The 24,229-nt window shown below is 54.4% G+C and carries 19 protein-coding genes; 5 read left to right on the top strand and 14 right to left on the bottom strand.

Features of this window, described 5'->3' with window-relative positions:
* Nucleotides 1–207: 207 nt before the first annotated feature.
* From glgP to asd, 6 genes are all read right to left on the bottom strand, one after another.
* The gene (gene glgP / locus ACT3RT_RS15580) at nucleotides 208–2,655 is read right to left on the bottom strand and encodes a glycogen phosphorylase (RefSeq protein WP_496203289.1); all 2,448 of its coding nucleotides are present in this window, start codon (nucleotides 2,653–2,655) and stop codon (nucleotides 208–210) included.
* Nucleotides 2,656–2,695: 40 nt separating this feature from the next.
* Nucleotides 2,696–4,132 (bottom strand): glycogen synthase GlgA, encoded by a 1,437-nt coding sequence (glgA, locus tag ACT3RT_RS15575; RefSeq protein ID WP_353503632.1) that lies wholly within the window; start codon nucleotides 4,130–4,132, stop codon nucleotides 2,696–2,698.
* A 178-nt stretch (nucleotides 4,133–4,310) separates the two neighbouring features.
* Nucleotides 4,311–5,588, bottom strand: coding sequence for a glucose-1-phosphate adenylyltransferase (glgC, locus tag ACT3RT_RS15570; protein WP_496203288.1), 1,278 nt, complete (start codon nucleotides 5,586–5,588; stop codon nucleotides 4,311–4,313).
* A 74-nt stretch (nucleotides 5,589–5,662) separates the two neighbouring features.
* Nucleotides 5,663–7,654 carry a glycogen debranching protein GlgX gene (gene glgX, locus ACT3RT_RS15565; protein ID WP_496203287.1) on the bottom strand — a complete coding sequence of 664 codons (1,992 nt, stop codon included), beginning with the start codon at nucleotides 7,652–7,654 and terminating at the stop codon, nucleotides 5,663–5,665.
* The gene (glgB, locus tag ACT3RT_RS15560; protein WP_353503635.1) at nucleotides 7,651–9,837 is read right to left on the bottom strand and encodes a 1,4-alpha-glucan branching protein GlgB; all 2,187 of its coding nucleotides are present in this window, start codon (nucleotides 9,835–9,837) and stop codon (nucleotides 7,651–7,653) included. The genes glgX and glgB overlap by 4 nt, the downstream gene beginning before the upstream one ends.
* Nucleotides 9,838–10,221: 384 nt before the next feature.
* Nucleotides 10,222–11,325, bottom strand: a complete 1,104-nt coding sequence (gene asd, locus ACT3RT_RS15555; RefSeq protein ID WP_034793925.1) for an aspartate-semialdehyde dehydrogenase — start codon at nucleotides 11,323–11,325, stop codon at nucleotides 10,222–10,224.
* Nucleotides 11,326–11,618: 293 nt separating this feature from the next.
* Between asd and ACT3RT_RS15550 the strand changes: the two genes are divergently transcribed.
* The 3 genes from ACT3RT_RS15550 (at nucleotide 11,619) to ACT3RT_RS15540 (ending at nucleotide 12,949) form a co-directional block, all read left to right on the top strand.
* Nucleotides 11,619–12,212 (top strand): YhgN family NAAT transporter, encoded by a 594-nt coding sequence (locus ACT3RT_RS15550; RefSeq protein ID WP_034793928.1) that lies wholly within the window; start codon nucleotides 11,619–11,621, stop codon nucleotides 12,210–12,212.
* A 66-nt stretch (nucleotides 12,213–12,278) separates the two neighbouring features.
* Nucleotides 12,279–12,629: a type II toxin-antitoxin system RelE/ParE family toxin gene (locus ACT3RT_RS15545; RefSeq protein ID WP_496203286.1), complete on the top strand. Its 351-nt coding sequence runs from the start codon at nucleotides 12,279–12,281 to the stop codon at nucleotides 12,627–12,629.
* A complete protein-coding gene (locus ACT3RT_RS15540) occupies nucleotides 12,626–12,949 on the top strand; it encodes a helix-turn-helix domain-containing protein (RefSeq protein WP_154145695.1) in 324 nt (107 codons plus the stop codon). Before ACT3RT_RS15545 ends, ACT3RT_RS15540 begins: the two co-directional genes overlap by 4 nt.
* A gap of 73 nt (nucleotides 12,950–13,022) precedes the next feature.
* Here ACT3RT_RS15540 and ACT3RT_RS15535 read toward each other — a convergent pair whose 3' ends face one another.
* Both ACT3RT_RS15535 and gntT read right to left on the bottom strand, forming a co-directional pair.
* The gene (locus tag ACT3RT_RS15535) at nucleotides 13,023–13,157 is read right to left on the bottom strand and encodes a hypothetical protein (RefSeq protein ID WP_353503637.1); all 135 of its coding nucleotides are present in this window, start codon (nucleotides 13,155–13,157) and stop codon (nucleotides 13,023–13,025) included.
* A gap of 143 nt (nucleotides 13,158–13,300) precedes the next feature.
* Complete coding sequence (gene gntT / locus ACT3RT_RS15530; protein ID WP_353503638.1) at nucleotides 13,301–14,617, bottom strand: gluconate transporter; 1,317 nt, start codon at nucleotides 14,615–14,617, stop codon at nucleotides 13,301–13,303.
* A gap of 246 nt (nucleotides 14,618–14,863) precedes the next feature.
* Here gntT and ACT3RT_RS15525 point away from each other — a divergent pair, with 246 nt between their 5' ends.
* Nucleotides 14,864–15,382 (top strand): gluconokinase, encoded by a 519-nt coding sequence (locus tag ACT3RT_RS15525; protein WP_353503639.1) that lies wholly within the window; start codon nucleotides 14,864–14,866, stop codon nucleotides 15,380–15,382.
* A gap of 121 nt (nucleotides 15,383–15,503) precedes the next feature.
* Here the strand turns inward: ACT3RT_RS15525 and licT are convergent, their stop codons facing one another.
* The 5 genes from licT to ACT3RT_RS15500 form a co-directional block, all read right to left on the bottom strand.
* Nucleotides 15,504–16,331: a BglG family transcription antiterminator LicT gene (gene licT / locus ACT3RT_RS15520; protein ID WP_496200434.1), complete on the bottom strand. Its 828-nt coding sequence runs from the start codon at nucleotides 16,329–16,331 to the stop codon at nucleotides 15,504–15,506.
* Nucleotides 16,332–16,483: 152 nt separating this feature from the next.
* Nucleotides 16,484–17,893, bottom strand: coding sequence for a glycoside hydrolase family 1 protein (locus ACT3RT_RS15515; RefSeq protein WP_485903030.1), 1,410 nt, complete (start codon nucleotides 17,891–17,893; stop codon nucleotides 16,484–16,486).
* 19 nt (nucleotides 17,894–17,912) lie between these two features.
* Nucleotides 17,913–19,796: a beta-glucoside-specific PTS transporter subunit IIABC gene (locus tag ACT3RT_RS15510; protein ID WP_496203285.1), complete on the bottom strand. Its 1,884-nt coding sequence runs from the start codon at nucleotides 19,794–19,796 to the stop codon at nucleotides 17,913–17,915.
* Nucleotides 19,797–20,167: 371 nt separating this feature from the next.
* Nucleotides 20,168–21,166: a gluconate operon transcriptional repressor GntR gene (gene gntR / locus ACT3RT_RS15505; protein ID WP_353504041.1), complete on the bottom strand. Its 999-nt coding sequence runs from the start codon at nucleotides 21,164–21,166 to the stop codon at nucleotides 20,168–20,170.
* Nucleotides 21,167–21,370: 204 nt separating this feature from the next.
* A complete protein-coding gene (locus tag ACT3RT_RS15500; RefSeq protein ID WP_353503643.1) occupies nucleotides 21,371–22,066 on the bottom strand; it encodes a pirin family protein in 696 nt (231 codons plus the stop codon).
* Between the two features lie 595 nt (nucleotides 22,067–22,661).
* Here ACT3RT_RS15500 and ACT3RT_RS15495 point away from each other — a divergent pair.
* Nucleotides 22,662–23,189, top strand: a complete 528-nt coding sequence (locus ACT3RT_RS15495; RefSeq protein WP_353503644.1) for a GNAT family N-acetyltransferase — start codon at nucleotides 22,662–22,664, stop codon at nucleotides 23,187–23,189.
* Between the two features lie 51 nt (nucleotides 23,190–23,240).
* On the opposite strand, the gene ACT3RT_RS15490 is transcribed toward ACT3RT_RS15495, so the two are convergent.
* Nucleotides 23,241–24,221, bottom strand: coding sequence for an alpha/beta hydrolase (locus tag ACT3RT_RS15490; protein ID WP_353503645.1), 981 nt, complete (start codon nucleotides 24,219–24,221; stop codon nucleotides 23,241–23,243).
* Nucleotides 24,222–24,229 lie beyond the last annotated feature (8 nt).

The following is a 24,229-nucleotide window of genomic DNA, read 5'->3' as shown; positions in this document are numbered from 1 at the left end:
GGGGCTAGCAAGCAAAAAGGCATCCAGATGGATGCCTTTTTTATTCAATCATCATTGCCATCTACCTCACTATTATCATTCTCTTAGACATGAAAAAGCCCAGAACCGCTGAGTAGATCCTAAAGATTATCTACGAGCAGTGCTGGGCTTGTGGTCGAAAACTAAGCTTTCACTCCAAGTCTGTCAATACCGTTTCAATTACTTCCCTCACAGCTTAATCGGCTTAATGTTCCAGATCTCATCCGCGTATTCTTGGATGGTGCGGTCGGAGGAAAAATAGCCCATGTTGGCGATGTTCAGCAGGGTGCGGCGGGTCCACTCTTCGGGCTGTTTGTAGAGTTCATCCACTTTATCTTGGGTATCGACATAGCTGCGATAGTCCGCCAATACCTGATAATGGTCGCCAAGGTTAACCAGCGTGTCGAACAGATTGCTGTAGCGTTTTGGCTCATTAGGGCTGAAGACGCCGGTGGCAATCTGAGTTAGCACCTGATGCAACTCAGCGTCCTGCTCATAGTAGCTGTGCGGGTTGTAGCCGTCGCGGCGCAGCTGCTCGACCTGCGGGGTAGTGTTGCCGAAGATAAAGATATTCTCTTCGCCGACGTGCTCCAGCATTTCGACATTGGCGCCATCCAGCGTGCCGATGGTTAGCGCGCCGTTGAGCGCAAACTTCATATTACTGGTGCCGGACGCCTCGGTGCCCGCCAGCGAGATCTGTTCAGAGAGATCCGCCGCCGGAATGATGATCTGTGCCAAACTCACGCTGTAGTTCGGAATGAACACTACTTTGAGTTTGTCGCGCACGCGGGGATCTTCATTGATCACCGCGGCTACGTCGTTGATCAGGCGAATAATTTGCTTGGCCGCGTAGTACGCAGAGGCCGCTTTCCCGGCAAAAATCACCGTGCGCGGCACCCAGCCAGCATCGGGATCTTCGATAATCCGGTTATAACGGGTGATGACGTGCAGCACGTTCATCAGCTGGCGTTTGTACTCGTGAATGCGCTTAATCTGCACGTCGAACAGGCTTTTCGGGTCCACCACCACGTCGAGCTTCTGAGCGATATACAGCGCCAGCCGCTTTTTGTTCTCCAGCTTGGCCTTGCGCAGCGCCTCGAGGAAGCTTGGGTAGTCGATATTCTGTTTCAGCTCTTCCAGCTGGCTGAGGTCCGTACGCCAGTTATGGCCGATGGCGTCATCCAGCACTTTCGACAGCGGCTTGTTGGCCAGCCCCAGCCAGCGGCGCGGGGTCACGCCATTGGTTTTATTGCAGAAACGGTCTGGATAGATGTGGGCGAAGTCGACAAACAGCGACTGCACCATCAACTCCGAGTGCAGCGCCGACACGCCGTTCACTTTATGGCTGGCAATCACCGCCAGCCACGCCATGCGTACACGGCGGCCGTTGCCTTCATCAATAATCGACACGCGGGAGAGAATGCCGCTGTCATCCGGCACTTTCACCGCCACCTCTTTGAGGAAGTGGTCGTTAATCTGGAAGATAATTTCCAGATGGCGCGGCAGGATTTTGCCAATCATATCCACCGGCCAGGTTTCCAACGCTTCGCTCATTAGGGTGTGGTTGGTGTAGGAGAAGACCTGCGTCACTGTCCCCCACGCCTGCTCCCACGTGAATTTATGCTCGTCAATCAGCAGACGCATTAGCTCAGGGATGGAGAGCACCGGGTGAGTATCATTGAGGTGGATGGCGATTTTGTCCGCCAGATTCTCGTAAGTGTGGTGCGTGACGTAGTGGCGGTTGAGGATGTCCTGCACGGTAGCCGACACCAAAAAGTACTCTTGGCGCAGGCGCAGCTCGCGGCCCGAGTAGGTGGAGTCATCCGGGTAGAGCACCCGCGACACGTTTTCCGAGTGGTTTTTATCTTCCACCGCCGCAAAGTAGTCGCCCTGATTGAATTTGCCGAGGTTGATTTCGTTACTGGCCTGCGCACCCCACAGGCGCAGCGTGTTGGTGGCGTCGGTGTCGAAGCCGGGGATGACCTGATCATAGGCCAGCGCAATAACTTCTTCGGTTTCTAGCCAGCGGGTTTTGCTGCCTTCATGCTGCAAACGCCCGCCAAAACGCACTTTGTAGCGAGTGCTGTGACGCTGGAATTCCCACGGGTTGCCGTACTCCAGCCAGTAGTCCGGCGACTCCATCTGCTGACCATTAATGATGTTCTGCGTGAACATGCCGTATTCATAACGGATGCCGTAGCCACGCCCAGGCAGCGCCAGCGTCGCCAGTGAATCAAGGAAACAGGCCGCTAAACGCCCCAAACCGCCATTGCCCAAGCCGGGGTCATTCTCTTCGCCGATCAGCTCCTCAAGGTCGAAGCCCATTTCATCCAGCGCCTGCTTGATGTCATCGTAGATGCCCATCGACAGCAGCGCGTTAGACAAGGTGCGGCCAATCAAAAACTCCATCGACAGATAATAAACCTGACGCACATCCTGCGACGTTTGCGCGCGGTTGGAGCGCAGCCAGCGTTCTACCATGCGGTCGCGCACGGCAAACAGCGTGGCGTTCAGCCAGTCGTGTTGGGTGGCGATAGAGGGGTCTTTGCCGATGATAAACATCAACTTATAGGCAATAGAGTGTTTCAGCGCTTCAACACTGACAGTAGGCGATGTGTAATTAAACGGTGAGGTCATAGCGTTGCGTTCCCAATCAAGTCATGCCGCTGCGCGGCCATTATGACAACAGGCGTTGATAAAGAGACAGATAGGCCTGAGCCGCTACCTGCCAGCCGAAGTCGATTCCCATGGCGTGATGCTGCACGTGCCGCCAATGCTTTGGCCGGCTCCAGAGAACAAAGGCCCGACGAATAGCGTTACCCAATGACTTGCCGTTCGCCTCTTCGAAAACAAAACCGCTGGCGGTGCCGTCGGCCAGATTCTCCAGCGCGCAGTCCACCACGGTATCAGCCAGCCCGCCGGTGCGACGCACCAGCGGCAGCGTGCCGTACTTCAGGCCGTAGAGCTGAGTCAGGCCGCAAGGCTCGAAACGGCTCGGCACCATGATCACATCAGCGCCGCCAATAATGCGGTGCGAGAACGCTTCGTGATAACCCAGCTGAACGCCAACCTGCCCCGGATTGTCCGCCGCCGCCGCCAAAAATGCCTGCTGCAACACGGCATCGCCCGCGCCGAGCAGCGCCAATTGGCCGCCGCGTTCCAGCAGATCGGGCAGCGCTTCCAGCACCAGATCCAACCCTTTTTGGCTGGTCAGGCGGCTGACCACGGCAAACACCAGCCGCGAGTCATCGACGTCCAGCCCCATCGCCCGCTGCAAATAGGCTTTGTTGATGGCTTTGGAGCGCAGGTCGTCGGCGTCGTAACGCGCAGACAGCAGCACATCATTGCGCGGCTGCCAGATAGCATCGTCTACGCCGTTGAGAATACCGGTGAGACGCCCTTCGCGCTCCAGCTCCAGCAGTAGCGACTCCATGCCGTAACCAAACTCCGGCCGAGTGATCTCCTTGGCGTAGGTTGGGCTGACGGTGGTGACGTGGTCGGAGTAATACAGCCCGGCCTTGAGGTAAGAAATCTGGCCGAAGAACTCCAAGCCGTGCATCTGGAAGAATTCTTGCGGGATTTGCAGCTGCTGCAAATGGTGGCTTTCGAACAGCCCCTGAAATGCCAGATTGTGCACCGTAAACACGGTTTTCACCGGCAGATTACGTGCGCGCACGTAGGCGGACGTCAGCCCGGCGTGCCAGTCATGGGATTGCAGAATATCCGGCTGCCAAGACGGATCGAACCCGGCACCCAGCTCCGCCGCCATCCAGCCCAGCAGGGCAAAGCGCAGATGGTTATCCGGGTAAGCATATAAAGATTGATCGTGATACGGACTGCCGGGACGGTCATACAAAATGGGCACGTCAATAATATAAATTCCCACGCCCTGATAGACGCCGTAGCGCAGCGTCACCTGCCCCGCAAAAGTATCAAGTTGCCCCACGACCTGCGTCTCGCCCAGCCCGCGTTTGATATCAGGGAACGCCGGAATCAAGACGCGAACGTCAGTCCCCCCTTCAATTTGTGCGGCGGGAAGCGCACCCGCGACGTCAGCCAGTCCGCCCGTTTTCAACAGGGGGAACAGCTCTGAACAAACATGTAAAACCTGCATTCGCGCTCCTGAGTCATCACCGCCATCACGGGATAAGGGCCGAAATGGCGAGCAAATATTATCGGGGCAGACGTCAATATTCTCCCTCTTGACCGTCCCGGACCACGTTCATTTCATCTAATCAGCTTTTCACTTCTTACCGGCCGACCCAACGCGTTGGGCTGCAAAATGCCGGGTATTACAATTTCGCGAGCATCGCCCTGGTGACGAGCACGACCCCGCCCTCTGAACGATAAAAACGTTTACTGTCTTCGTCGGCGTTTTCGCCAATCACCATGCCCTCAGGAATATGACAGGCACGGTCGATCACGCATTTACGCAAACGACAGGAGCGAGCGACGTTGACGTCCGGTAGCAAGACTGTCGAATCAATATTGCAAAACGAGTTCACCCGCACGCGCGGGAACAGCACGGCGTTGACCACCACCGAGCCAGAGACAATGCAGCCCCCGGCTACCAGAGAGTTCATGGTCATGCCGTGGCTTCCCGACCTGTCTTGCACAAACTTGGCCGGCGGCAGCGGCTCCATATGGGTGCGGATAGGCCACGAGCGGTCATACATATCCAGCTCAGGCGTCACCGACGCTAAATCCAGATTGGCTTTCCAGTAAGCGTCCAGCGTACCGACGTCGCGCCAGTACGGTGGCTGCTCGCTGTTTTGCGTCACGCAGGAGAGGCTGAAAGGATGGGCCCAGGCCGCGCCCTGACGCGTAATTTTCGGAATAAGATCTTTGCCAAAGTCGTGGCTGGACTCTTCGCTCGCCATGTCCTCTTCGAGCAGACGGAAAAGGTAATCCGCATTAAAAATGTAGACCCCCATGCTGGCCAGCGCCATGTCCGGCTGGCTCGGTATAGAGGGCGGATCCTGCGGTTTTTCGAGGAAGCTCTTGATTTGATAGTCTTCGCTGACGTCCATCACGCCAAATTCACTGGCTTCCGCCAGCGGCACGGCCAGACAGGCCACGGTGCATTCACCGCCTTTTTCCACGTGGTCCACCAGCATGCGCGAGTAGTCCATTTTGTAGATGTGGTCCCCGGCCAGAATCACCACGTACTCCGCCTCATAGCGGCGAATAATGTCCAGATTCTGATACACCGCGTCGGCGGTACCTTTGTACCAATGCTCGGTGCTCTGGCGCTGCTGGGCGGGGAGTAAATCGACGAACTCGTTCATCTCCTCATTGAGAAACGACCAGCCGCGCTGAATATGCTGAACAAGGGTATGTGATTGATATTGCGTGATTACGCCGATGCGACGAATGCCCGAGTTCAGGCAGTTCGACAGGGCAAAATCGATGATGCGGAATTTGCCACCAAAGTGCACCGCAGGCTTGGCCCGCGTGGCGGTTAAATCTTTCAAGCGCGAACCGCGTCCTCCGGCCAAAATTAGCGCCACGGACTTGAGCGGCAGCTGTCTTGCCAGCATGACCGGGTCTCGATGTTCTGTTTTACTCATGATGAACTCCTTGCATCACTCTGCTGACGTTGCGCTGTGCCGAAGGTGTTGCCCGACGATTGGTTGTTAATCACTTATTCGCCGCTCTCCAGTACAGATAGGGTTTTCGCTTGCGCACACCACATTCCGCCCTCCCTGACCGGCGGTGCTCCCTCAGCGAATGGCGCAACCAGGCGCCAGTTCCCTGCGGGCAATTGCATATCAACATCGTTAAGCGATGCGTTGAGAACCACCAGCCAGCGCCCCGAAAGGCGGATTTGCAGCCACTGCTGCGGGCCATGCTCCCAACCCTCATTGCTCATCGGCTGGCCTTGCTGGTCCAGCCATTCAACGTCATCTCCCTCGGCCTGCCACCATGAAGAACGGGACAGCGCGGGGATCTTTTTGCGCAGCGCAATCAGCGCCGCCACGTACGCCGTCAGGCTTTCATCGGCGTGGTTCCAGTCGAGCCACGTCAACGCGTTATCCTGACAGTAGGCATTATTGTTGCCCTGCTGGCTGTGGCCCTGCTCATCGCCCGCCAGCAGCATCGGCGTGCCCTGAGACAGCAGCAGCGTGGCCAACAGAGCGCGCTGGCTCAGCCAGCGCTGGTGCTGCACCGCAGGCGAGGCGTTCAGCCCTTCTTCGCCATGGTTCTGGCTGTAATTCTCATTGTGGCCGTCGCGGTTATCTTCGCCGTTGGCCTGATTGTGCTTGTCGTTAAAGCTCACGATGTCGCGCAGCGTGAAGCCGTCGTGGGCGGTAAGCATGTTGACGCTGGCATAAGGTGCGCGATCGTCGTGATTGAACAGGTCGGCGGAGGCGGCAAAGCGCTGGGCGAACTGCCCTAGCGGCAGATTGCCGTGCAGCCAGAATTTGCGCATGTCATCGCGCCACAGGTCGCTCCACTCGGCGAAAGGCGCGGGGAAATGCCCCAGTTGGTAGCCGCCGGGGCCGATGTCCCAGGGTTCGGCAATCAGCTTGCAGCCAGATAGCACGTCATCGGCTTGAATTGCGGCGAACAGCGGCGATTGGGTGTCGAAGGTTGGCGTTCTGCCGAGCACCGTGGCTAAATCAAAGCGGAAACCGTCGACGTGACATTCCCGCACCCAATAACGCAGGCAGTCGAGCGTCCAGGCGATGGTTTCTTCATCCACCAGACGCAGCGCGTTGCCGCAGCCGGTCACGTTGTCGTCGCTGCCGTCTTCGCGCAGCCAGTACCAGCTGGCGTTATCGATGCCACGGAAGGAGATAAATGGCCCGTCGACGTCCAGCTCCGCGCTGTGGTTGAACACCACGTCGAGGATCACTTCGATTCCCGCCTGATGCAGCGCTTTGACCGCTGCTTTAAATTCATTCAATGCCGATAGGTTTTTGTGGCGGCTGGCGTAACCTGGTTCCACCGCGCAAGGGGCCAGCACGTTATAGCCCCAGTAATTGCTCAGCCCAAGCCGCTGTAGGCGCGGCTCGTCGGCGTGATGCTGCACCGGCAATAATTCAATGGCGGTAATGCCCAGATGTTGCAGATATTGCAGCATCACCGGATGCGCCAGCCCGGCATAAGTGCCGCGCAGCGCCGCCGGAATGCCCGGATGCTGGCGAGTCAAACCGCGAACGTGCGCCTCATAAATCACCGTTTCGCTCCACGGCGTGGCGGGCGGCGCGTCATCCTCCCAATCAAAGGCGTCATTGACCACTACTGACTTTGGCGCGGCCACCGCGCTGTCTTTGTCATCCGGCGCGTCAATGCCGCCGGCGAGCCGCGCGTTGTCCCGCAGCTCTCCTTCTAGCGCCCGAGCGGCTGGATCGATCAACAGCTTTTTAGGATTGAAACGTAACCCCCGCGCCGGTTCAAACGGCCCGTAAACCCGATAACCGTAGCGCTGCCCTGCCTTGGCGTTTGGCAGAAAGCCGTGCCACAGGTTGCCGGTTCTCCCCGGCAAGGTTAAGCGCTGCTCGCTGCCTGCTTCATCAAACAGGCACAACTCGACCTTCTCCGCGTGGGCGGAAAACAGGCTGAAGTTGACGCCCTCTGGCTGCAACGTGGCGCCAAACGGCTGCGATTTACCGGGCTGGAGCTTATTCATAGATCCTCCCGCCTGAGATAGAGAGTCGCCAGCGGAGGAATGGTCAGCGATATGGAGTGATCGCGCTGATGGTGGTGGTGGGCATGGCTGTAAATATCACCGCCGTTGCCGACATTGCTGCCGCGATAGAAGTGCGAATCGGTATTCAGCACTTCGTGGTAGCGCCCCGGACGCCCGACGCCGATGCGGTAATCGTAGCGCGGCACCGGCGTGAAGTTGCTGACCACGATGATTTCGTTGCCGTGCTCGTCGCGACGAGCAAAGGCAAACACCGAGTTTTCATGGTCATCCACCACCAGCCATTCAAAGCCGCGCGGGTTGAAATCCAGCTCATACAGCGGCGACTGCTGGCGATAAACGTGGTTTAAATCGCGCACTAAATGCTGCACGCCGCTGTGCCAGCCGTTTTGGTCATCCAGCAGATGCCAGTCGAGGCTGTTGTTGAAATCCCATTCGCGCCCTTGGGCAAACTCACAGCCCATAAACAGCAGTTTCTTGCCCGGATGCGCCCACATAAAGCCGTAATAGGCCCGCAGGTTGGCAAACTTCTGCCAGGTGTCGCCCGGCATTCTGTCGAGCAGCGAGCCTTTGCCGTGCACCACTTCATCGTGCGACAGCGGTAAAATGAAGTTCTCGCTGTAGGCATAAAGCACGCCAAAGGTCATGAGGTGGTGGTGATATTTGCGGTGAACCGGGTCAAGCTGCATGTAATTGAGGGAGTCATGCATCCAGCCCATATTCCACTTGTAGTGGAAGCCGAGGCCGTTGGCGTCCGGCGGCATGGTGACGCCGGGGTAGTCGGTGGACTCTTCCGCCAGCGTCACTGCCCCGTCCAGCTCGCGGCCAATGGTCTGGTTGGTGTAGCGCAGGAAGGAGATCGCTTCGAGATTTTCCCGCCCGCCGTAGTGATTGGGCACCCACTCTCCCGGCTTGCGACTGTAGTCGCGGTAGATCATCGACGCCACGGCATCGACGCGCAAACCATCAATGCCGTAGCGCTCAATCCAGTAAAAACCATTACCCGCCAGATAGTTGCGCACTTCGTGGCGGCCATAGTTGTAAATCAGCGTGTTCCAGTCCTGATGATAACCTTCGCGCGGATCGGCATATTCGTACAGCGCGGTGCCGTCGAACTGCGCCAGCCCGTGGGCGTCGCTCGGGAAATGGCCCGGCACCCAGTCGAGGATCACGTTCAGCCCGGCGTCGTGGGCGGCGTCGATAAAGGCTTTGAACTCTTGCGGCGTGCCGTAGCGACGGGTCGGGGCATACATGCCGAGCGGCTGATAGCCCCAGCTGCCGTCGAACGGATGCTCGTTAATTGGCATCAGTTCAATATGGGTGAAGCCCATCCATTTGGCGTAGGAGACCAGCTGCTCGGCCAGCTCACCATAGCTCAGCCAGAAATTATCATCGGTATGGCGACGCCACGAGCCGAGATGCACCTCGTAAACGGAGATGGGCTGGTTAAAGGCATTGGCTTTCTTGCGTTCGGCGGAAAACGGCACCTTTTCAGGCAGTTGGCGCACCAGAGAAGCCGTCTCCGGGCGCATCTGGGCTTCAAAAGCATAAGGGTCGGCGCGCAGCGAAACATGGCCACGGCAATCAATAATTTCATATTTGTAGAGCTGGCCCTGCTTAACGGCGGGGATAAACAGCTCCCAAATGCCGTTTTCGCGGCGCTGACGCATCGGGTGGCGGCGGCCGTCCCAGTAATTGAACTCACCCACTACGGAGATCCGCGTGGCATTCGGCGCCCAGACGGCGAAACTCACGCCTTCGACGCCATCCAGCACCTGCGGGTGCGCGCCCAGTTGTTCATAAGGGCGGAGGTGCGTGCCCTCGGCCAACAGCCAGATATCCAGCTCCTGCAACAGAGTGCCGAAGCGATAAGGGTCGTCGAGGCGATGGGTATTTTCGCCCCAACGCACGTCCAACTGATAGCGAAACGGGTTCTTGCGCCGTGGTATTAACCCGACAAAAAAACCGCGATCGTCATAGCGGCGCAGCTCACACACCTGCGTACCCTTGTCGGCGTCCACCACCCACACTTGATCAGCGTCTGGCAGCAGAGCGCGAACTTCAATACCTGCCGCGACGGTGTGCATCCCCAGTAAGGAAAAAGGATCAGCGTAGTGTCCAGAAATAAGCTGATTAATAACGTGCTGATCGGGAAGTACTGACATGAATTTCGTCCTATGATTAATTAAATCAATAAATTCAATGACATCAAGCAGATGATTAATGTTATTTCTCAAATAAATTGTGCGCCCGTTTTCTCATGCGCCCTGTGATGCGCGTGCCGTTATTTTTTGCTTAAACGTGCTCGACGACGCTCATGTTCACAGTTTCTAAAAATGTGCTATTTCCCCCTTCTCAAATTCAAATGGGTCATCTACTAAGCATAGACAAAGGTCGTTAAAAGGCAGGGTGGATAAGCAGAGGAATTTTGGGTGTCTTGAAATTCAGGGGAAAGCGCTAGGAGGAGAGACAGGAACAGGGTGAAGTGCTTGATAAAAGGAGTTAAAACGGGACACCGTGCTGGTGCCCCGAGGGAGGATTATCAGGAGTTACAGCAAGATGCGCAGCATGCGGCGCAGAGGCTCAGCGGCGCCCCACAGCAGCTGGTCGCCCACGGTGAAGGCGGAGAGATACTGTGGACCCATGTTCAGTTTACGCAGACGCCCAACCGGGGTGTTCATGGTGCCGGTGACCGCGGCCGGAGTCAGTTCACGCATCGACAGTTCACGATCATTCGGGATCACGCGAACCCAGTCATTGTGGGTGGCCAGCATCTGTTCGATTTCTGGAATCGACACGTCTTTTTTTAGTTTCAGGGTGAAAGCCTGGCTGTGGCAGCGCAGCGCGCCGATGCGCACGCACAGGCCATCCACTGGGATCACGCTTGAAGTACCAAGGATTTTGTTGGTTTCAGCCTGACCTTTCCACTCTTCTTTGGTCTGGCCGTTGTCGAGCTGCTTGTCAATCCAAGGGATCAGACCGCCCGCTAAAGGAACGCCGAAGTTGTCGGTTGGCAGAGTACCGCTGCGGGTCAGCGCAGTGACTTTGCGTTCGATATCCAGAATGGCCGAAGCCGGATCTTGCAGCTCTTTCGCCACGTTGTTGTGCAGCATGCCCATTTGGGTCAGCAATTCGCGCATGTGGCGCGCGCCGCCGCCAGATGCCGCCTGATAAGTGGCGACAGAGGCCCACTCAATCAGGTCATTGGCAAACAGGCCGCCGAGTGACATCAGCATCAGGCTGACGGTGCAGTTACCGCCGGCAAAGGTCTTAATACCTTTGTCGATACCCTGATGAATTACTGCGCTGTTGACCGGGTCCAGAATAATGATCGCGTCATCGTTCATTCTTAAAGACGATGCTGCGTCGATCCAGTAGCCATTCCAACCGATTTGACGCAGCTTCGGATAGATTTCATTGGTATAATCGCCGCCCTGACAGGTAATGATAATGTCCAACGCACTCAGTGCGTCGAGATCATAAGCATCCTGCAATGTGCCCTGCTGCCCGGTAAATGACGGAGCGGCCTGGCCGTGTTGCGAGGTGGAGAAGAATACCGGGCGGATGGCGTCAAAATCGCGTTCTTCAATCATGCGTTGCATGAGTACAGAACCGACCATACCGCGCCAGCCAATGAAACCTACATTTTTCATAATTACTGTCCTGACCTGAAAGGTGATAGCTGCGTAATGAGTTTGATTTTTTAGCGCTGACGACCCTGTCAACACAAAGGATTTGTCCCGGAAACCGTTCGGGTGACAGGCAAAAGACAGTACCTATTCGAAACAAACGAAGACGGGTATACCACCTTACAAAATGGTGTAGAAGTGGCAAGTGAATTTAATCGATAGTGCGGGCTTTTTTAGCAGCGCAACTTATATAACAGGTAAAAACAGAGCCTTTATTTACCCACGGGTATATTGGCCGACTCTCTTCTGAGGTAGTTATGACCGAAATGATTTCAGCAACTATTTTGCTGTTTTTAATTATGGACCCACTAGGTAACCTGCCGATCTTTATGTCGGTGCTCAAACATTTAGATCCTAAGCGTCGTCGGGTGGTGCTGATCCGCGAGATGTTGATCGCGCTGATCCTGATGCTTATTTTCCTGTTTGCCGGTGAGAAGATCCTCTCCTTCCTCAATCTGCGCACAGAAACGGTGTCGATTTCCGGCGGTATTATTCTGTTCCTGATCGCCATCAAGATGATTTTCCCATCAGAAGAGAAAAGCAGCACCGGCCTTCCGGCGGGCGAAGAACCCTTCCTGGTGCCGATGGCAATCCCACTGGTGGCCGGCCCGTCGATTCTGGCAACGCTGATGCTGCTCTCGCATCAATATCCGAATCAGATGTCACACCTGACGCTGGCACTGTTCATCGCCTGGGGCCTGTCGATGTGCATCCTGTTGCTATCAAACCTGTTCCTGCGCCTGCTCGGCGACAAAGGCGTCAGCGCCCTCGAACGCCTGATGGGTCTGGTGCTGATCATGCTTTCCACCCAGATGTTCCTGGATGGAGTTAGGGCGTATTTGAAGATTTAGTGAAAAAGGATAGATAGCATTATACCCAAATGGGTATAATGCATTATAGTTCAAGGAGTGAACACAATGAAGCCACTGATATGGGTTGGTAGCAGTAAAAAAGATTTAGCCTCTCTGCCTGCTGATGTGCAGGACGTATTTGGTTATGCATTACACCTTGCGCAACAGGGTGGCAAACATACTGATGCAAAACCGCTAAAAGGCTTCAAAGGTGCTGGTGTTCTAGAAGTTGTCGATGATTTCATGAGTGATACCTATCGTGCTGTTTATACAGTGAAAATAGGAGCAAGTGTGTATGTCCTGCATGTCTTTCAGAAAAAGTCATCAAGTGGCATTGCTACGCCAAAGCCTGATATTGAAAAAATCCATGAGCGCCTGAAAATTGCAGAAGCCCATGCAAGAGGACAAGCAAAATGAATGACCATATTGACGTCGAAGCAAGCAGCGGCAATGTTTACGCCGACATTGGTTTGCCTAATGCGGAAGAGATGTTAGTAAAAGCTCAGTTGGCACAAAAGATTGGCGAAATCATGAAAAGCAGACGTTTGACTCAAGTCGCAGCCGCCGAGCTTTTTGGCATGAGCCAGCCTAAGTTATCAGGCTTATTACGCGGTCAGTTCAGAGGTATTAGCGAAGCTAAAATGCTCGATTGCTTGAGCCGTCTGGGCCGAGATGTACAAATCGTCGTCGCTAAATCCAAACAAACCACCGGCACAATTAAAGTCGTCTTTGCATAAGCTTCTCACTCCGTACCAACAAAAAACGGCGAGTATATGGCTCGCCTTTTTTATTCCAATTCTTCTGATCTTATCAGGCTTTTAAAGGCTTTTTCCCCACTAGAGGCATCAGCACACGAGTGACATGCGTAGGTGCCATCGCGCCCTTACGGATCGCCACCATTTCCTCAGCTGATTGCCGAAGTTGTTCGAATAGTTGTTTATTCATGTTCATCTCCATTGAACCGCAACTTTACTCTCACAAGGTAAGAGTTCAACGCGAGTTTTTTGTCTTCCCCATAAAAAAACGGCGAGCACATGGCTCGCCGTTTTTATTGATAACCTGTTGTTTTTACTTCAACAGATAACGTTTTACACCACCATCGACAGCAGCAAACAGCCGCCCAAGCCGCAGAGGGAGATGATGGTTTCCAGCACCGACCATGACTTGAACGTTTCGACGATAGTCAGGTTGAAATACTCTTTGAACAGCCAGAAGCCTGGGTCATTAACGTGAGAGAAAATCAGGCTGCCGGAACCTACGGAAATAACCATCAGCTCAGGGCTAACGCCGGTGGTGGCAATCAGCGGAGCCGCAATGCCGCCAGCGGTAATGGCCGCCACGGTTGCCGAACCCAGCGCGATACGCAGCACTGCCGCAATCGACCATGCCAGCAGAATTGGCGACAGGTGGCTGCCGTTCATGATGTTAGCGATGTATGGCTCGATGCCGCTGTCTACCAGTACCTGTTTGAACGCACCGCCACCGCCGATGATCAACAGCATCATAGCGATGATTTTGATGGAGTCAGTCACGGTATCCATCACTTCTGTCATGGTACGGCCACGGTTCAGACCAAAGGTGAAGATAGCAATCAGCACGGCAATCAGGGTTGCCATCACCGGGTCACCGAAGAATTCTGCGTAAGGCAGGATAGCGTGGCCCTTCGGCAGCACCATCTCACACACCGCGCGGAAAGCCATCAGGATCACCGGCACCAGCGACGTCGCGACGCTCACGCCGAAGCTTGGCATCTCTTCTTCAGTAAAGGTTTTCGGGTTGAATAAGCCTTCTGGCACCGGCTTGTCGATTCCTTTGAGGAAGCGCGCAAACAGCGGCCCGGCGATGATAACCGTCGGTACGGCCAGCAATGAGCCATAGAGCAGGGTTTTACCCATATCTGCATGGAAGATGGTGGCAATCGCCGTTGGACCTGGGTGTGGTGGCAGGAAGCCGTGGGTCACGGACAGCGCAGCCGCCATCGGCACGCCGACATATAGCAGCGGCAGGCGCGCGGCGGCGGCGATGGTAAATACCAGCGGCAGCATCAGTACGAAACCCACTTCATAGAACAGCGCAAAGCCGACGATAAAGCCAGTCAGCACCACGGCCCATTGAATGTACTCTTTACCAAACTTCTTAATCAGCGTGGTGGCAATACGCTGCGCACCCCCGCAGTCAGCCAGCATTTTACCGAGCATGGCACCAAAGCCCATGATCAGCGCCAGACTTCCCAGCGTGCCGCCAACCCCGTTTTTAATCGAAGTGATAACTTTATCGACCGGCATACCCTGCATGATGCCGACCGCCAGCGCGACCAGAATCAGTGCGATAAACCCGTTGAGTTTGAATCGGATCATAAGCAACAGCAGTAGCGCGACGCCTACGGCTACAATAACTAATGGCATATCTTTTCCCCTTAATGCTTTCTCCAGCGCAGGTGATCAAACGCCGGTACATTATTTTTGATTTTCAATAAGTTGTAGGAGTTAACAGTGCAACGGGTACAGGTCGCGACCGCTAAATCAGCAGTGCATTCCTTTGTGATATTAATCACATCTCCATTTGTTACCGGTATCATGATACCGGTAACATGCTAATATTAGGACTCACTCCGCAGTCGAAATTTTCATTTTGGGATAGAGATCATACTTATGGCAGGACAAAGCATCATTCTGATGGGCGTGTCAGGCAGCGGTAAATCCACCGTAGGCGCAGCACTGGCGCGTGAAATCAACGCTAAATTTATTGACGGTGATGACCTTCATCCCCGCGCCAATATCCAGAAAATGGCCAGCGGCCACCCACTGAACGATGACGACCGCGCGCCGTGGCTCAAACGCCTGAACGACGCGGCCTATAGCCTGTACCATAAAAACGAAACCGGCATTATTGTCTGCTCCGCGCTCAAACGTCGCTATCGCGACGCGCTGCGTGATGACAATCAGGGCGTGGTTTTCTTGTATTTAAAAGGTAGCGTTGACGTTATTTCGGAACGCCTGAAAGCCCGCGCCGGGCATTTCATGCCGCTGGATTTGCTGAAAAGCCAATTCGAAGCCTTGGAAGAGCCGGGCGAAGACGAGCCAGATGTGCTGCGCGTGAATATCGACCACAAATTCGACGGCGTGGTAGATCGCTGCGTAGCGGCATTGCAGAAGCTGAATGCGAAATAGGAAAAAGGTTTGCTCCTTCTCCTCTCAGAGGAGAAGGCTGGGATGAGGAGTGGTTTAATTCCGCGCTCAATACAGCCAACCCCAACCCTCCCCTAAATAATGGAGGGACAAAAACAAAACATCAATCCGGCTTCAAGCGATTGATATGAATGGTTAAAAACATGATTTCATCCGTGGTCAGCTGACAGCGGTGATTCTTCAGCACGTAATCATTTATCTTTAACGCGCACTGATAAGCCACGGGCATGGCGTCCTGAATTCCGGCGTAAATACTTTTATCGTCATGATTCACTTCGGTGCGGTTTAATAAACGCAGCGAGAAGAATTTCAGGTGAGTGATAATGCGCTGATAGTCGATAGACTTTTCATCGTACTTGATGCGTAAATCATATTTGATGATGTTAAGAATATCTTTAATCATGCTGGCACTCTGCATGGTGCTTTGCATATTGTTGGTGGTCGCATTCGCCAGATGCAGAGCAATAAAACCGGCTTCATCCTCGGGCAGTTCACAATGTAATTTTTGGTTAATCATCGCCAAAGCCTCGAGGGCAACGGCAAACTCCGCCTGATAAAACTGCTTAATATCCCAGAGTAGGATGTTCTTTATCTCAATGCCTTTTTTATAACGCTCAACCGCAAAACTAATATGGTCGCTTAGCGCGAAAAACAGCGTCTCCTGCGCCTCGATGTTGAGACGGCTTTTAGCTAGCTTGATAATTTCCTGAGTAATAAATAAGCATTCCGTGGGGATAGCCGCCGTCAGTTGCGCCAGAATATCCGTCATACCGCTGGCCTTTTTCACAAACTGGCTCTCGATATCCGCGGTATTCAGACTGTCTCCCACCTGCTTGCCAAAACCAATACCACGGCCAATCGCCACCACTTCTTGTTGATCATCTTCCGTGGCAATCACCGCATTATTACTGAGTATTTTTAAGACTCTCATCCCAGTTTTCTCATGCCGGATAGATCCTTACTTTAGCGAGGGTTTTAAAAGGGTTATTGCCTATAAAAGCATTAAGGCGATAACGCGAAATGCGCTATCACCTTATTGGCAACAACAGACAGCTTATGGCGTTTATACGCCTTTAATCGCGCTTATAGCGCATTATTTTTAATCACATCCGCATACCAGTAAGAGCTTAACTTACGAATACGCTTCAGATCTTTTAAATCAAATTCGTCACGATTAACATAAATTAATCCATAGCGCTTAGAACAGCCCTGATGGGTGGAAATTAGATCCAACGCCGACCACGGCGTATAGCCAAATACCTCAACGCCGTCGGTGATGGCCAGCTGCATTTGCTCCAGATGGCGGCGTAAATAATCGATACGGTAGTCGTCGTTTATTTCCCCATTCTCATCCAGCTTATCGAAGGCCCCCAGGCCATTTTCGGTAATTAATAGCGGCAGGTGGTAGCGATCGTAGATTTCACGCAGCGTGTTGCGAAAACCTACCGGGTCAATTTCAGTGCCAAACTGGGTGCGCGGCAGGTGGTCATTCGCCGCGCCGCGATGCACGCCATCTTCCCCTGATTTCAACAGCTTATTGCCACCGCGAATCACTTCGTCGGTGCCGTCGCCCCGGCTGGCTTCCACCGCCTGGGTGGTGTAGTAGTTGAAGGCGATGAAGTCCGGCTTGCCGCTGCGCAAGATCTCCATATCCCCCGGCAAAATCTCCGGCGCATAGCCCTTCTCTTCCATATATCGCCAAGCCAGCGTGTTGTATTCGCCGCGCGCCGCCATATCCAGATAGAGCCAGTTGCGGATGGCGTTGTAGTTGAACGCTGCCAGAATATCTTCCGGTTTGGATGTCGCAGGGTAAATCACCGCAATGTTCGGCGCCGGGCCAATTTTCGCTCCCGGGATCTTATTGTGCAGTGAATTCATCACCTTGGCCTGCGCCACCAGCATATTGTGGTTTTGCTGGTAGAGGTTTTTCTTCTGATTCACCAGCTTTTCATCCAGCGTGCCGAGCGCCGCGCCCTGCAAAATCATCAGGTTCTGCTCGTTGATGGTCAGCCAATATTTCACTTTACTGCCGTATTCATCGAACAGCACGTCGGCGTAACGAGCGAAGGCATCCACCGTTTCGCGGTTGTACCAGCCGCCTTTTTCTTGCAGCGCCTGCGGCAGATCAAAGTGGTACATGGTGACGATCGGCACAATGCCGTGGCTGAGGATCTCGTCGATCAGCCGATGGTAGAAGTCGATCCCGGCCGGGTTAATTTCGCCACTGCCGTCGGGGATAATTCGCGTCCAGGCGATGGAAAAACGGTACGACTTCAGGCCAATTTCGGCGAACATCGCAATGTCTTCTTTGTAGCGATGATAGTGATCGCTGGCAACTTTAAAGTCGGTGGTGCCTTCCGGGTATTCGCGGCGGGCGTCGATAACCGACGGCCCTTTGCCATCTTCATCCCATGCGCCTTCCACCTGATAAGCCGAGGTGGAAGCGCCCCATAAAAAGTCTGTCGGGAAAGGTTTAAGTTCCGAATATTTCACAATTTTTCTCCTTTGAGCATCAAGACAGCGTCAACAAGACATCCCCGGTATTGGCGGCAGGCAGACGCGTTTTATGGAAGGTTTGATAGCGGTCTGAATTAGCGATAATCACCGGCGTGATGGTGTCAAAACCGGCTTTTTCGATGGCGGCAAGGTCGAAGTCGATCAGTAAATCTCCGCGCTTCACGCTCTGATTCTCCTTCACGTGCATGGCGTAGTGCTGGCCGTTGAGCTGGACGGTATCCAGCCCAATGTGGATCAGGATTTCAGCCCCGTTGTCGGACAAAATATGCAGCGCGTGGCCAGAATCAAATGTGGCGGTCACGACTCCATCGACCGGGGAATAGACCTTGCCCTCGGTGGGCTGGATCGCGATGCCATCCCCCACCACGCCGCTGGAGAACACTTTGTCGTTGACCTGCTCGAGCGCCACCACGCGCCCGTTGACGGGCACCATAATGTCTTCGGCGATATCGGCGGACATAGCGGTAACTGGCTGAGGTTTCGCGTTTTTCCCAGGTGAAGCGCTGGGTGACGGCGCAGGAGCTGACTCATCAATCGGGTCTTCAAAGCCGACGATATAGGTCAGTACCGCCGCCATCACGAAGGAGATCACGATGCCGAGGATCAGCCCGCCGAAGCCTTCGCCATAGAAAATCGGCAGGGTCAGCAAGCTTGGAATACCGGTGGAAATCGCCGCGCTGTTGGAGTAACCCACCACGCCGCCGCCGACCGCAGCGGCAATGACCGCGCAGACAAAGGGCTTCTTCAGTTTTAGGGTTACGCCGTAAACCGCAGGCTCGGTGATACCAAACAACGCGGTGATAAAGGTACTTCCCGCCAGCGCTTTCATCTTTTTATTACGCGTTTTGAACATCACGCCGAGCACGGCCCCGGCCTGAGCAAATACCGCCGGTACCGTCGAGGCTTTTAAGGTGCTGCGCCCCAGCACGGTAATGTCGTTGATGATCACCGGCGTAAAGGCCCAGTGCATGCCGAAGATGACGAACACCTGCCACAGCGCGGCGAACAGCGCGCTGGCAATAATCGGGTTATAGCTGAAGATGGCAACGAAAACGCCCGCCGCCGCCTCGCTGGTGTAAATCCCCACCGGCCCCAGCGTGACTAGCGTCAGCGGCACCATCACCACCAGCAGCAGGAACGGCGTGATGATGTTGCGCACGGTTTCGTGAATGAATTTATTCAGCAGTCGCTCTAAGTGACACATGACGTAAACCGACAGAATGATCGGCACCACCGTCGAGGTGTACTTCATCATCACTACCGGAATGCCGAAGAACGTCACCTCCACCTGACGGGTGAACAGGTCAATCATCGACGGATAAATCAGCGCCCCGGCAATCGACACTGCCACAAAGACGTTGCCCTGAAAACGCCGCGCCGAGGTAATGGCCAGCATGATTGGCAGGAAGTAGAAAAGGCTGTCGGAGGCGGCTTGCAGGATGATGTAAGTGGATTCGGTTTTATCCAGCCAGCCTTGGGAAGTAGCGATGTTCAGCAAGCCTTTCAGCACGCCAGCGGCGGCCATGGCTCCCAGCAGCGGGGTGAAAATCGCCGACACGATGTCGATCAGCTGCCCAATACGGCTGCCGCTGCGTTTGGTCGGTTTTTCGCGGCTTTTGGTGTTGTCATCCAGCACGGAGGAGATCTCCCCTAGCTCGCGATACACCTCGGCTACCCGATTACCAATCACTATCTGGAACTGGCCGGAGCCGCTCACGGTAGTGATCACGCCGTCCAGCTGTTCTATCGCGGCGGTGTCGGCTTTATCGTTGTCACGCAGGGAAAACCGCAGGCGCGTCGCACAGTGCACCACCGTCTCGACGTTACTTTCGCCGCCGACTAGCCTTAATAAATTTTCTGCCAGAGATTTGATATTCATCGTTTTTATCCTAATCAGCGAACTGACTTGCCAAATTTCGGCCAAAAAAAAACCTGATTCGAAGGCTGCCAGTTAAGACAGACTTCGAATCAGGTTTCGCTCAGGGCACTGCTCTGATAACGTCCCGGAAGCTCGTTTATAGCGTTGTCTAAATCTTCAAACAACAGTAGAAATAGCGTTCTGTGATAAGGCTCATAGAATGAAATTTGTGCAACAGCACAAATTTTAGCTCAACAGATGCAAAGATGGGCCGTCAGTGGCGCAGCCAATTTGGATTCGGACTGCGCGCAAGAACCCGAGCGTACACGTAGTACGTGAGGGTTATGAGCACAGCGCGGATTCAAAGTGGCAAGCAAACTAGGCCCAAAGGACTAAATGCTACCACCAGCGGAGATGGTGAAACCTACATCCACCATCTTCGGCGTCACCGCCTCGCCGCGCAGCCTCGCCAGCATTCTCTCAGCGGTAATTTGCCCCATGCGTTCGCGCGGCGTCAGCACGCTGGCGAGCTGTGGCTCCATCGCCTGCCCCATGTTGTGGCCGTGGAAACCGGCAATCGCCATTTGCGAAGGGATATGCAGACCCTGACGCTGGCATTCGAAAAACGCCCCGGCCGCCAAGTCATCATTGGTACAAAAAATACTGTCGATTTGCGGCCAGTCCTGCTGCGCCTGCTTCAACAGCTCGGCACCGGCGGAATAACTCGACGAGCGGCTGGTCATCACGCTGTAAGGCACCAGCCCTGATTCACGCATCGCCTGTTCGTAACCCTGCTGCTTAATCAGCGTTCGCTCATCCTGACGGGCGCCGAAATAGACCACGTGGCGATGCCCGCGAGCAATAATCTGCTGGGTCATTTGCCGCGCCGCTTCATAGTTGTTGAAGCCGACGGCTAAATCGACGCAGGGCGAGACGCAATCCATCATTTCCACTACTGGGATGCCCGCCACTTCAATCATCTTCAGGGTGCGCGGGGTGTGGTTGCGCTCTGACAAGATAAGCCCGTCGATATTGTAAGAGAGCAGCGACGTCAGCCGCTGTTCCTCGCGCTCCGGGCTGTAGCCGTAGTGCGCTAGCATGGTCTGATAGCCATGAATGTCGGTAACGCTTTCAATGCCGCGCAGCACTTCGGCGAACACTTGGTTAGTCAGTGAAGGCAGCAGCACGCCGATGGCCCGGCTCTTGGCGTTGGAAAGAATGTCAGGGGCGCGGTTCGGGATATAACCCAGTTCATCAAGCGCCGCGGAGATTTTCTCTTGCAGCACGGCAGAAACCTGCTCAGGGTTGCGCAAATAACGGCTGACCGTCATTTTGGTGATGCCCACTTTGTCGGCAACGTCCTGCAGCACTGGCCGTTTTTTCTTGGATATTTTCAATTAGATAAAGCCAATGAACGGGTTAAGGGTTGATGTCGTGATCTTAGCAAAGTTTCCACCCGACGGATAACTGTACGTCGCGGCAATCAGAGGCGGCTCAACAAAAGAAGGGGGAGCGAGCAATAAAAAAGCGACACCTAAGTGCCGCTTTTCGTTAGTTATCAGCGCCACTGGCACTGATTTCAGCTTACGTTGCCGTCACACCGGCGGCAGGTCAAACAACAGGATTTCGCTGTCAACGTCGGCGTGAATCGATAGCGCGGTTTCATCCCAGATAGCAAAGGCGTCGCTGGTTGACGCTTTCTGGCCGTTAATCTCAACGGTGCCTTTGACCACTTGGATCCACACGCGGCGCTCAGCCGAAATCTGATAGACCGACTGCTCGTCTTTCTTCAGCGCCCAGCGAGAAAGCTCCATATCCTGGAACACTTTCAGCGAGCCGTCGCGCGCATCTGGCGACAGCACCAGCTGGCGGCCCTGAGGCGCATCGAACAGGCGTTGCTCATAACGCGGCGCAATGCCTGTCTTCTCAGGAATGATCCAAATCTGATACAGGTGCAGCTTCTTATCTGCGCTGCCGTTGTACTCCGAGTGCGTCACGCCGGTACCGGCACTCATAATCTGGAATTCACCCGCGTGGATCTGCTCTTTGTTGCCCATGCTGTCCTGATGCTCCACGGTGCCTTCCAGCACGTAGGTCAGAATTTCCATGTCTTTATGCGGGTGCTTGCCAAAGCCTTGGCCAGCATCGATAAAATCTTCGTTAATCACCCGCAGCGCGGAGAAACCCATAAAGTTCGCATCATAATAATCGGCGAAGGAGAACGTATGCCAGCTATCAAGCCAGCCATGGTTTGCGTGACCGCGTTCTTGTGCTTTGCGTAAGTAGATCATGTTCAACTCTCCTCAATGTTTTCTCTAGTCTAGTCAACGCCGGAGAATAAGAAAGCGTAAAAATCTCACTCCTCTGTTCAAATAATATGAACAAGTGTAGACAGCTAAATTCAAAGGATTTGTAGGAGAAATTGAAGGGTTGGGAGAGTGAAGAAAGATAACTATTTTTCCCAAAATAATTCGTGTTGGGAGAGTGAGGAATCAAATATTTTCCCTAAATAGTTTGAGTTGTGGGAAGGCGGCAAATGAAGGAATCCCGATGAGCTTACATAGGTAAGTGATTCGGGTGACTGAGTGCAGCCAACGCCCCCACAGCTCAAAATATGACGGGAAAAAGGGATAAAAAAAAAGCCAGCACCCGGCTGGCTAAGAAACACTGGAAGCAATGTGAGCAATGTCGTGCATTCTGGAGACCCGTTTGACCATGGTGTGTGGCCATCTCCGGAACACATGACAATAATAATCATTATCATTCGCACTTGTAAAGCACTTTTTTTCGCCAAACTATTGATTGACTCTTTTTTAAAGACGGATAAATTCAGAGGTTATTCAAGCAGTAAACACCACATCCACTCTAAAAAAAAAGGAAGTTGCTATGAGCGAGAACGAGTCCGGCAAATCGAGTCAGTTCAGCGTCCGTCATTCATTACCAAGCGATGCTGCGCAGCTTAATCATCTTTATGCCCAGACTCAGCTCTACAGCGACACCCTGCAACTCCCTCTGCCGACCCTCGCCCGCTGGGAAGAGCGGCTAGCCGACACCTCCCCTAGCCTTTTCAGCTATGTGGCGTGCGACGGCGATCGGATCGTGGGGCAGATAACCTTAAGAATTGAGCCAAACCTGCGCCGCCGCCACGTTGCTTCTTTCGGCATGGGCGTTGACGCGAGTTATCACGGCCAAGGCGTCGGCAGCCTGCTGCTGAAAACCATCACCGACCTTTGCGATAACTGGATTAACGTGCGGCGCATCGAGCTGACCGTGTTTGTCGACAACCAGGCGGCGCTGGCGCTGTATCAAAAGTTTGGGTTTGAAATCGAAGGCACCAGTCCCTGCTATGCCGTTCGCGACGGAAAATTCGTGGATGCGCACCATATGGGGCGAGTAACGACTGGCGCTGTTTGATGGTTTTTAGGTTTTGCTCCTCCCTCTTGTCAGGGGGAGGAGCAAAAGGCCCTACTCCAGATAATGCCTCAACGCGCCGGCGGCCTGGGCCAGCGCGACTTTCACGGCGGGAATTTCAGCCAGCGGGTTGAGCAGCCCGTAGTCATGAATCAGCCCGTCATACCTGACCAGAGTGACCTCCACCCCGGCTTCATTGAGCTTGCGGCCATAAGCTTCCCCTTCATCGCGTAAAACATCATATTCGGCGACTTGGATCAGCGCTGGAGGCAGGCCAGCGAGCTGTTCAGGTTTGGCTTGAAGCGGCGAGGCGTGCAGCTCTTGGCGTTTTCCGGCGTCGGTGGTGTAAGCGTCCCAAAACCACTTCATCATATTACGGGTCAGGAAGAAGCCTTCAGGGTAACGCTGGTAGGATTCTGTCTCGAAATTGGCGTCAGTGACCGGCCAAAGCAGCAGCTGGAAGGCGATATGCGGCGCGCCTTTTTCTTTCGCCATCAGGGCCACGGCGGCGGACATATTCCCCCCGACGCTATTACCGGCCACTGCCAGCCGCGAGCTGTCGACGTTGATTTCATCTCCGTGCTCCGCCACCCATTTAGTCGCGGCGTAAGCCTCGTTGATCGCCACCGGATACTGCGCCTCGGGGGATGGCGTGTAGTTAACGAATACCGCCACCGCGCCGCTGCCGACCACTAAATCACGGACCAAACGCTTATGGGTTGGGAAGTCACCGAGGATCCAGCCACCGCCGTGAAAGAACATAAACGCCGGAAGCTTTTTGCTATGACCAATCGGGCGAACGATGGACAGCGTCACCGAATGATCATCAACAATAATCACTTTTTCGCTGGTTTCGATGCCACTGAGGTTCACTTCCACCGACTTTTGCGCGTCCACCAGCACCTGCCGCGCTTCTTTTGGCTCCAGCTGCTCCATCGGTTTCCCTCCGGCGCTGTTGAGTTGGGTCAGGAAATCTTCAATATGCCGATTGGTAGCGGCGTTTTCGGGCGATAAGGCTTTTTGAACTTGGCTCATCTCTGCTC

Source organism: Ewingella sp. AOP9-I1-14 (genome assembly GCF_052375995.1).
GTDB lineage: Bacteria > Pseudomonadota > Gammaproteobacteria > Enterobacterales > Enterobacteriaceae > Ewingella > Ewingella allii.
The sequence above is the reverse complement of the archived record's forward strand: the minus strand, read 5'-3'. Positions and strand labels throughout refer to the sequence as shown.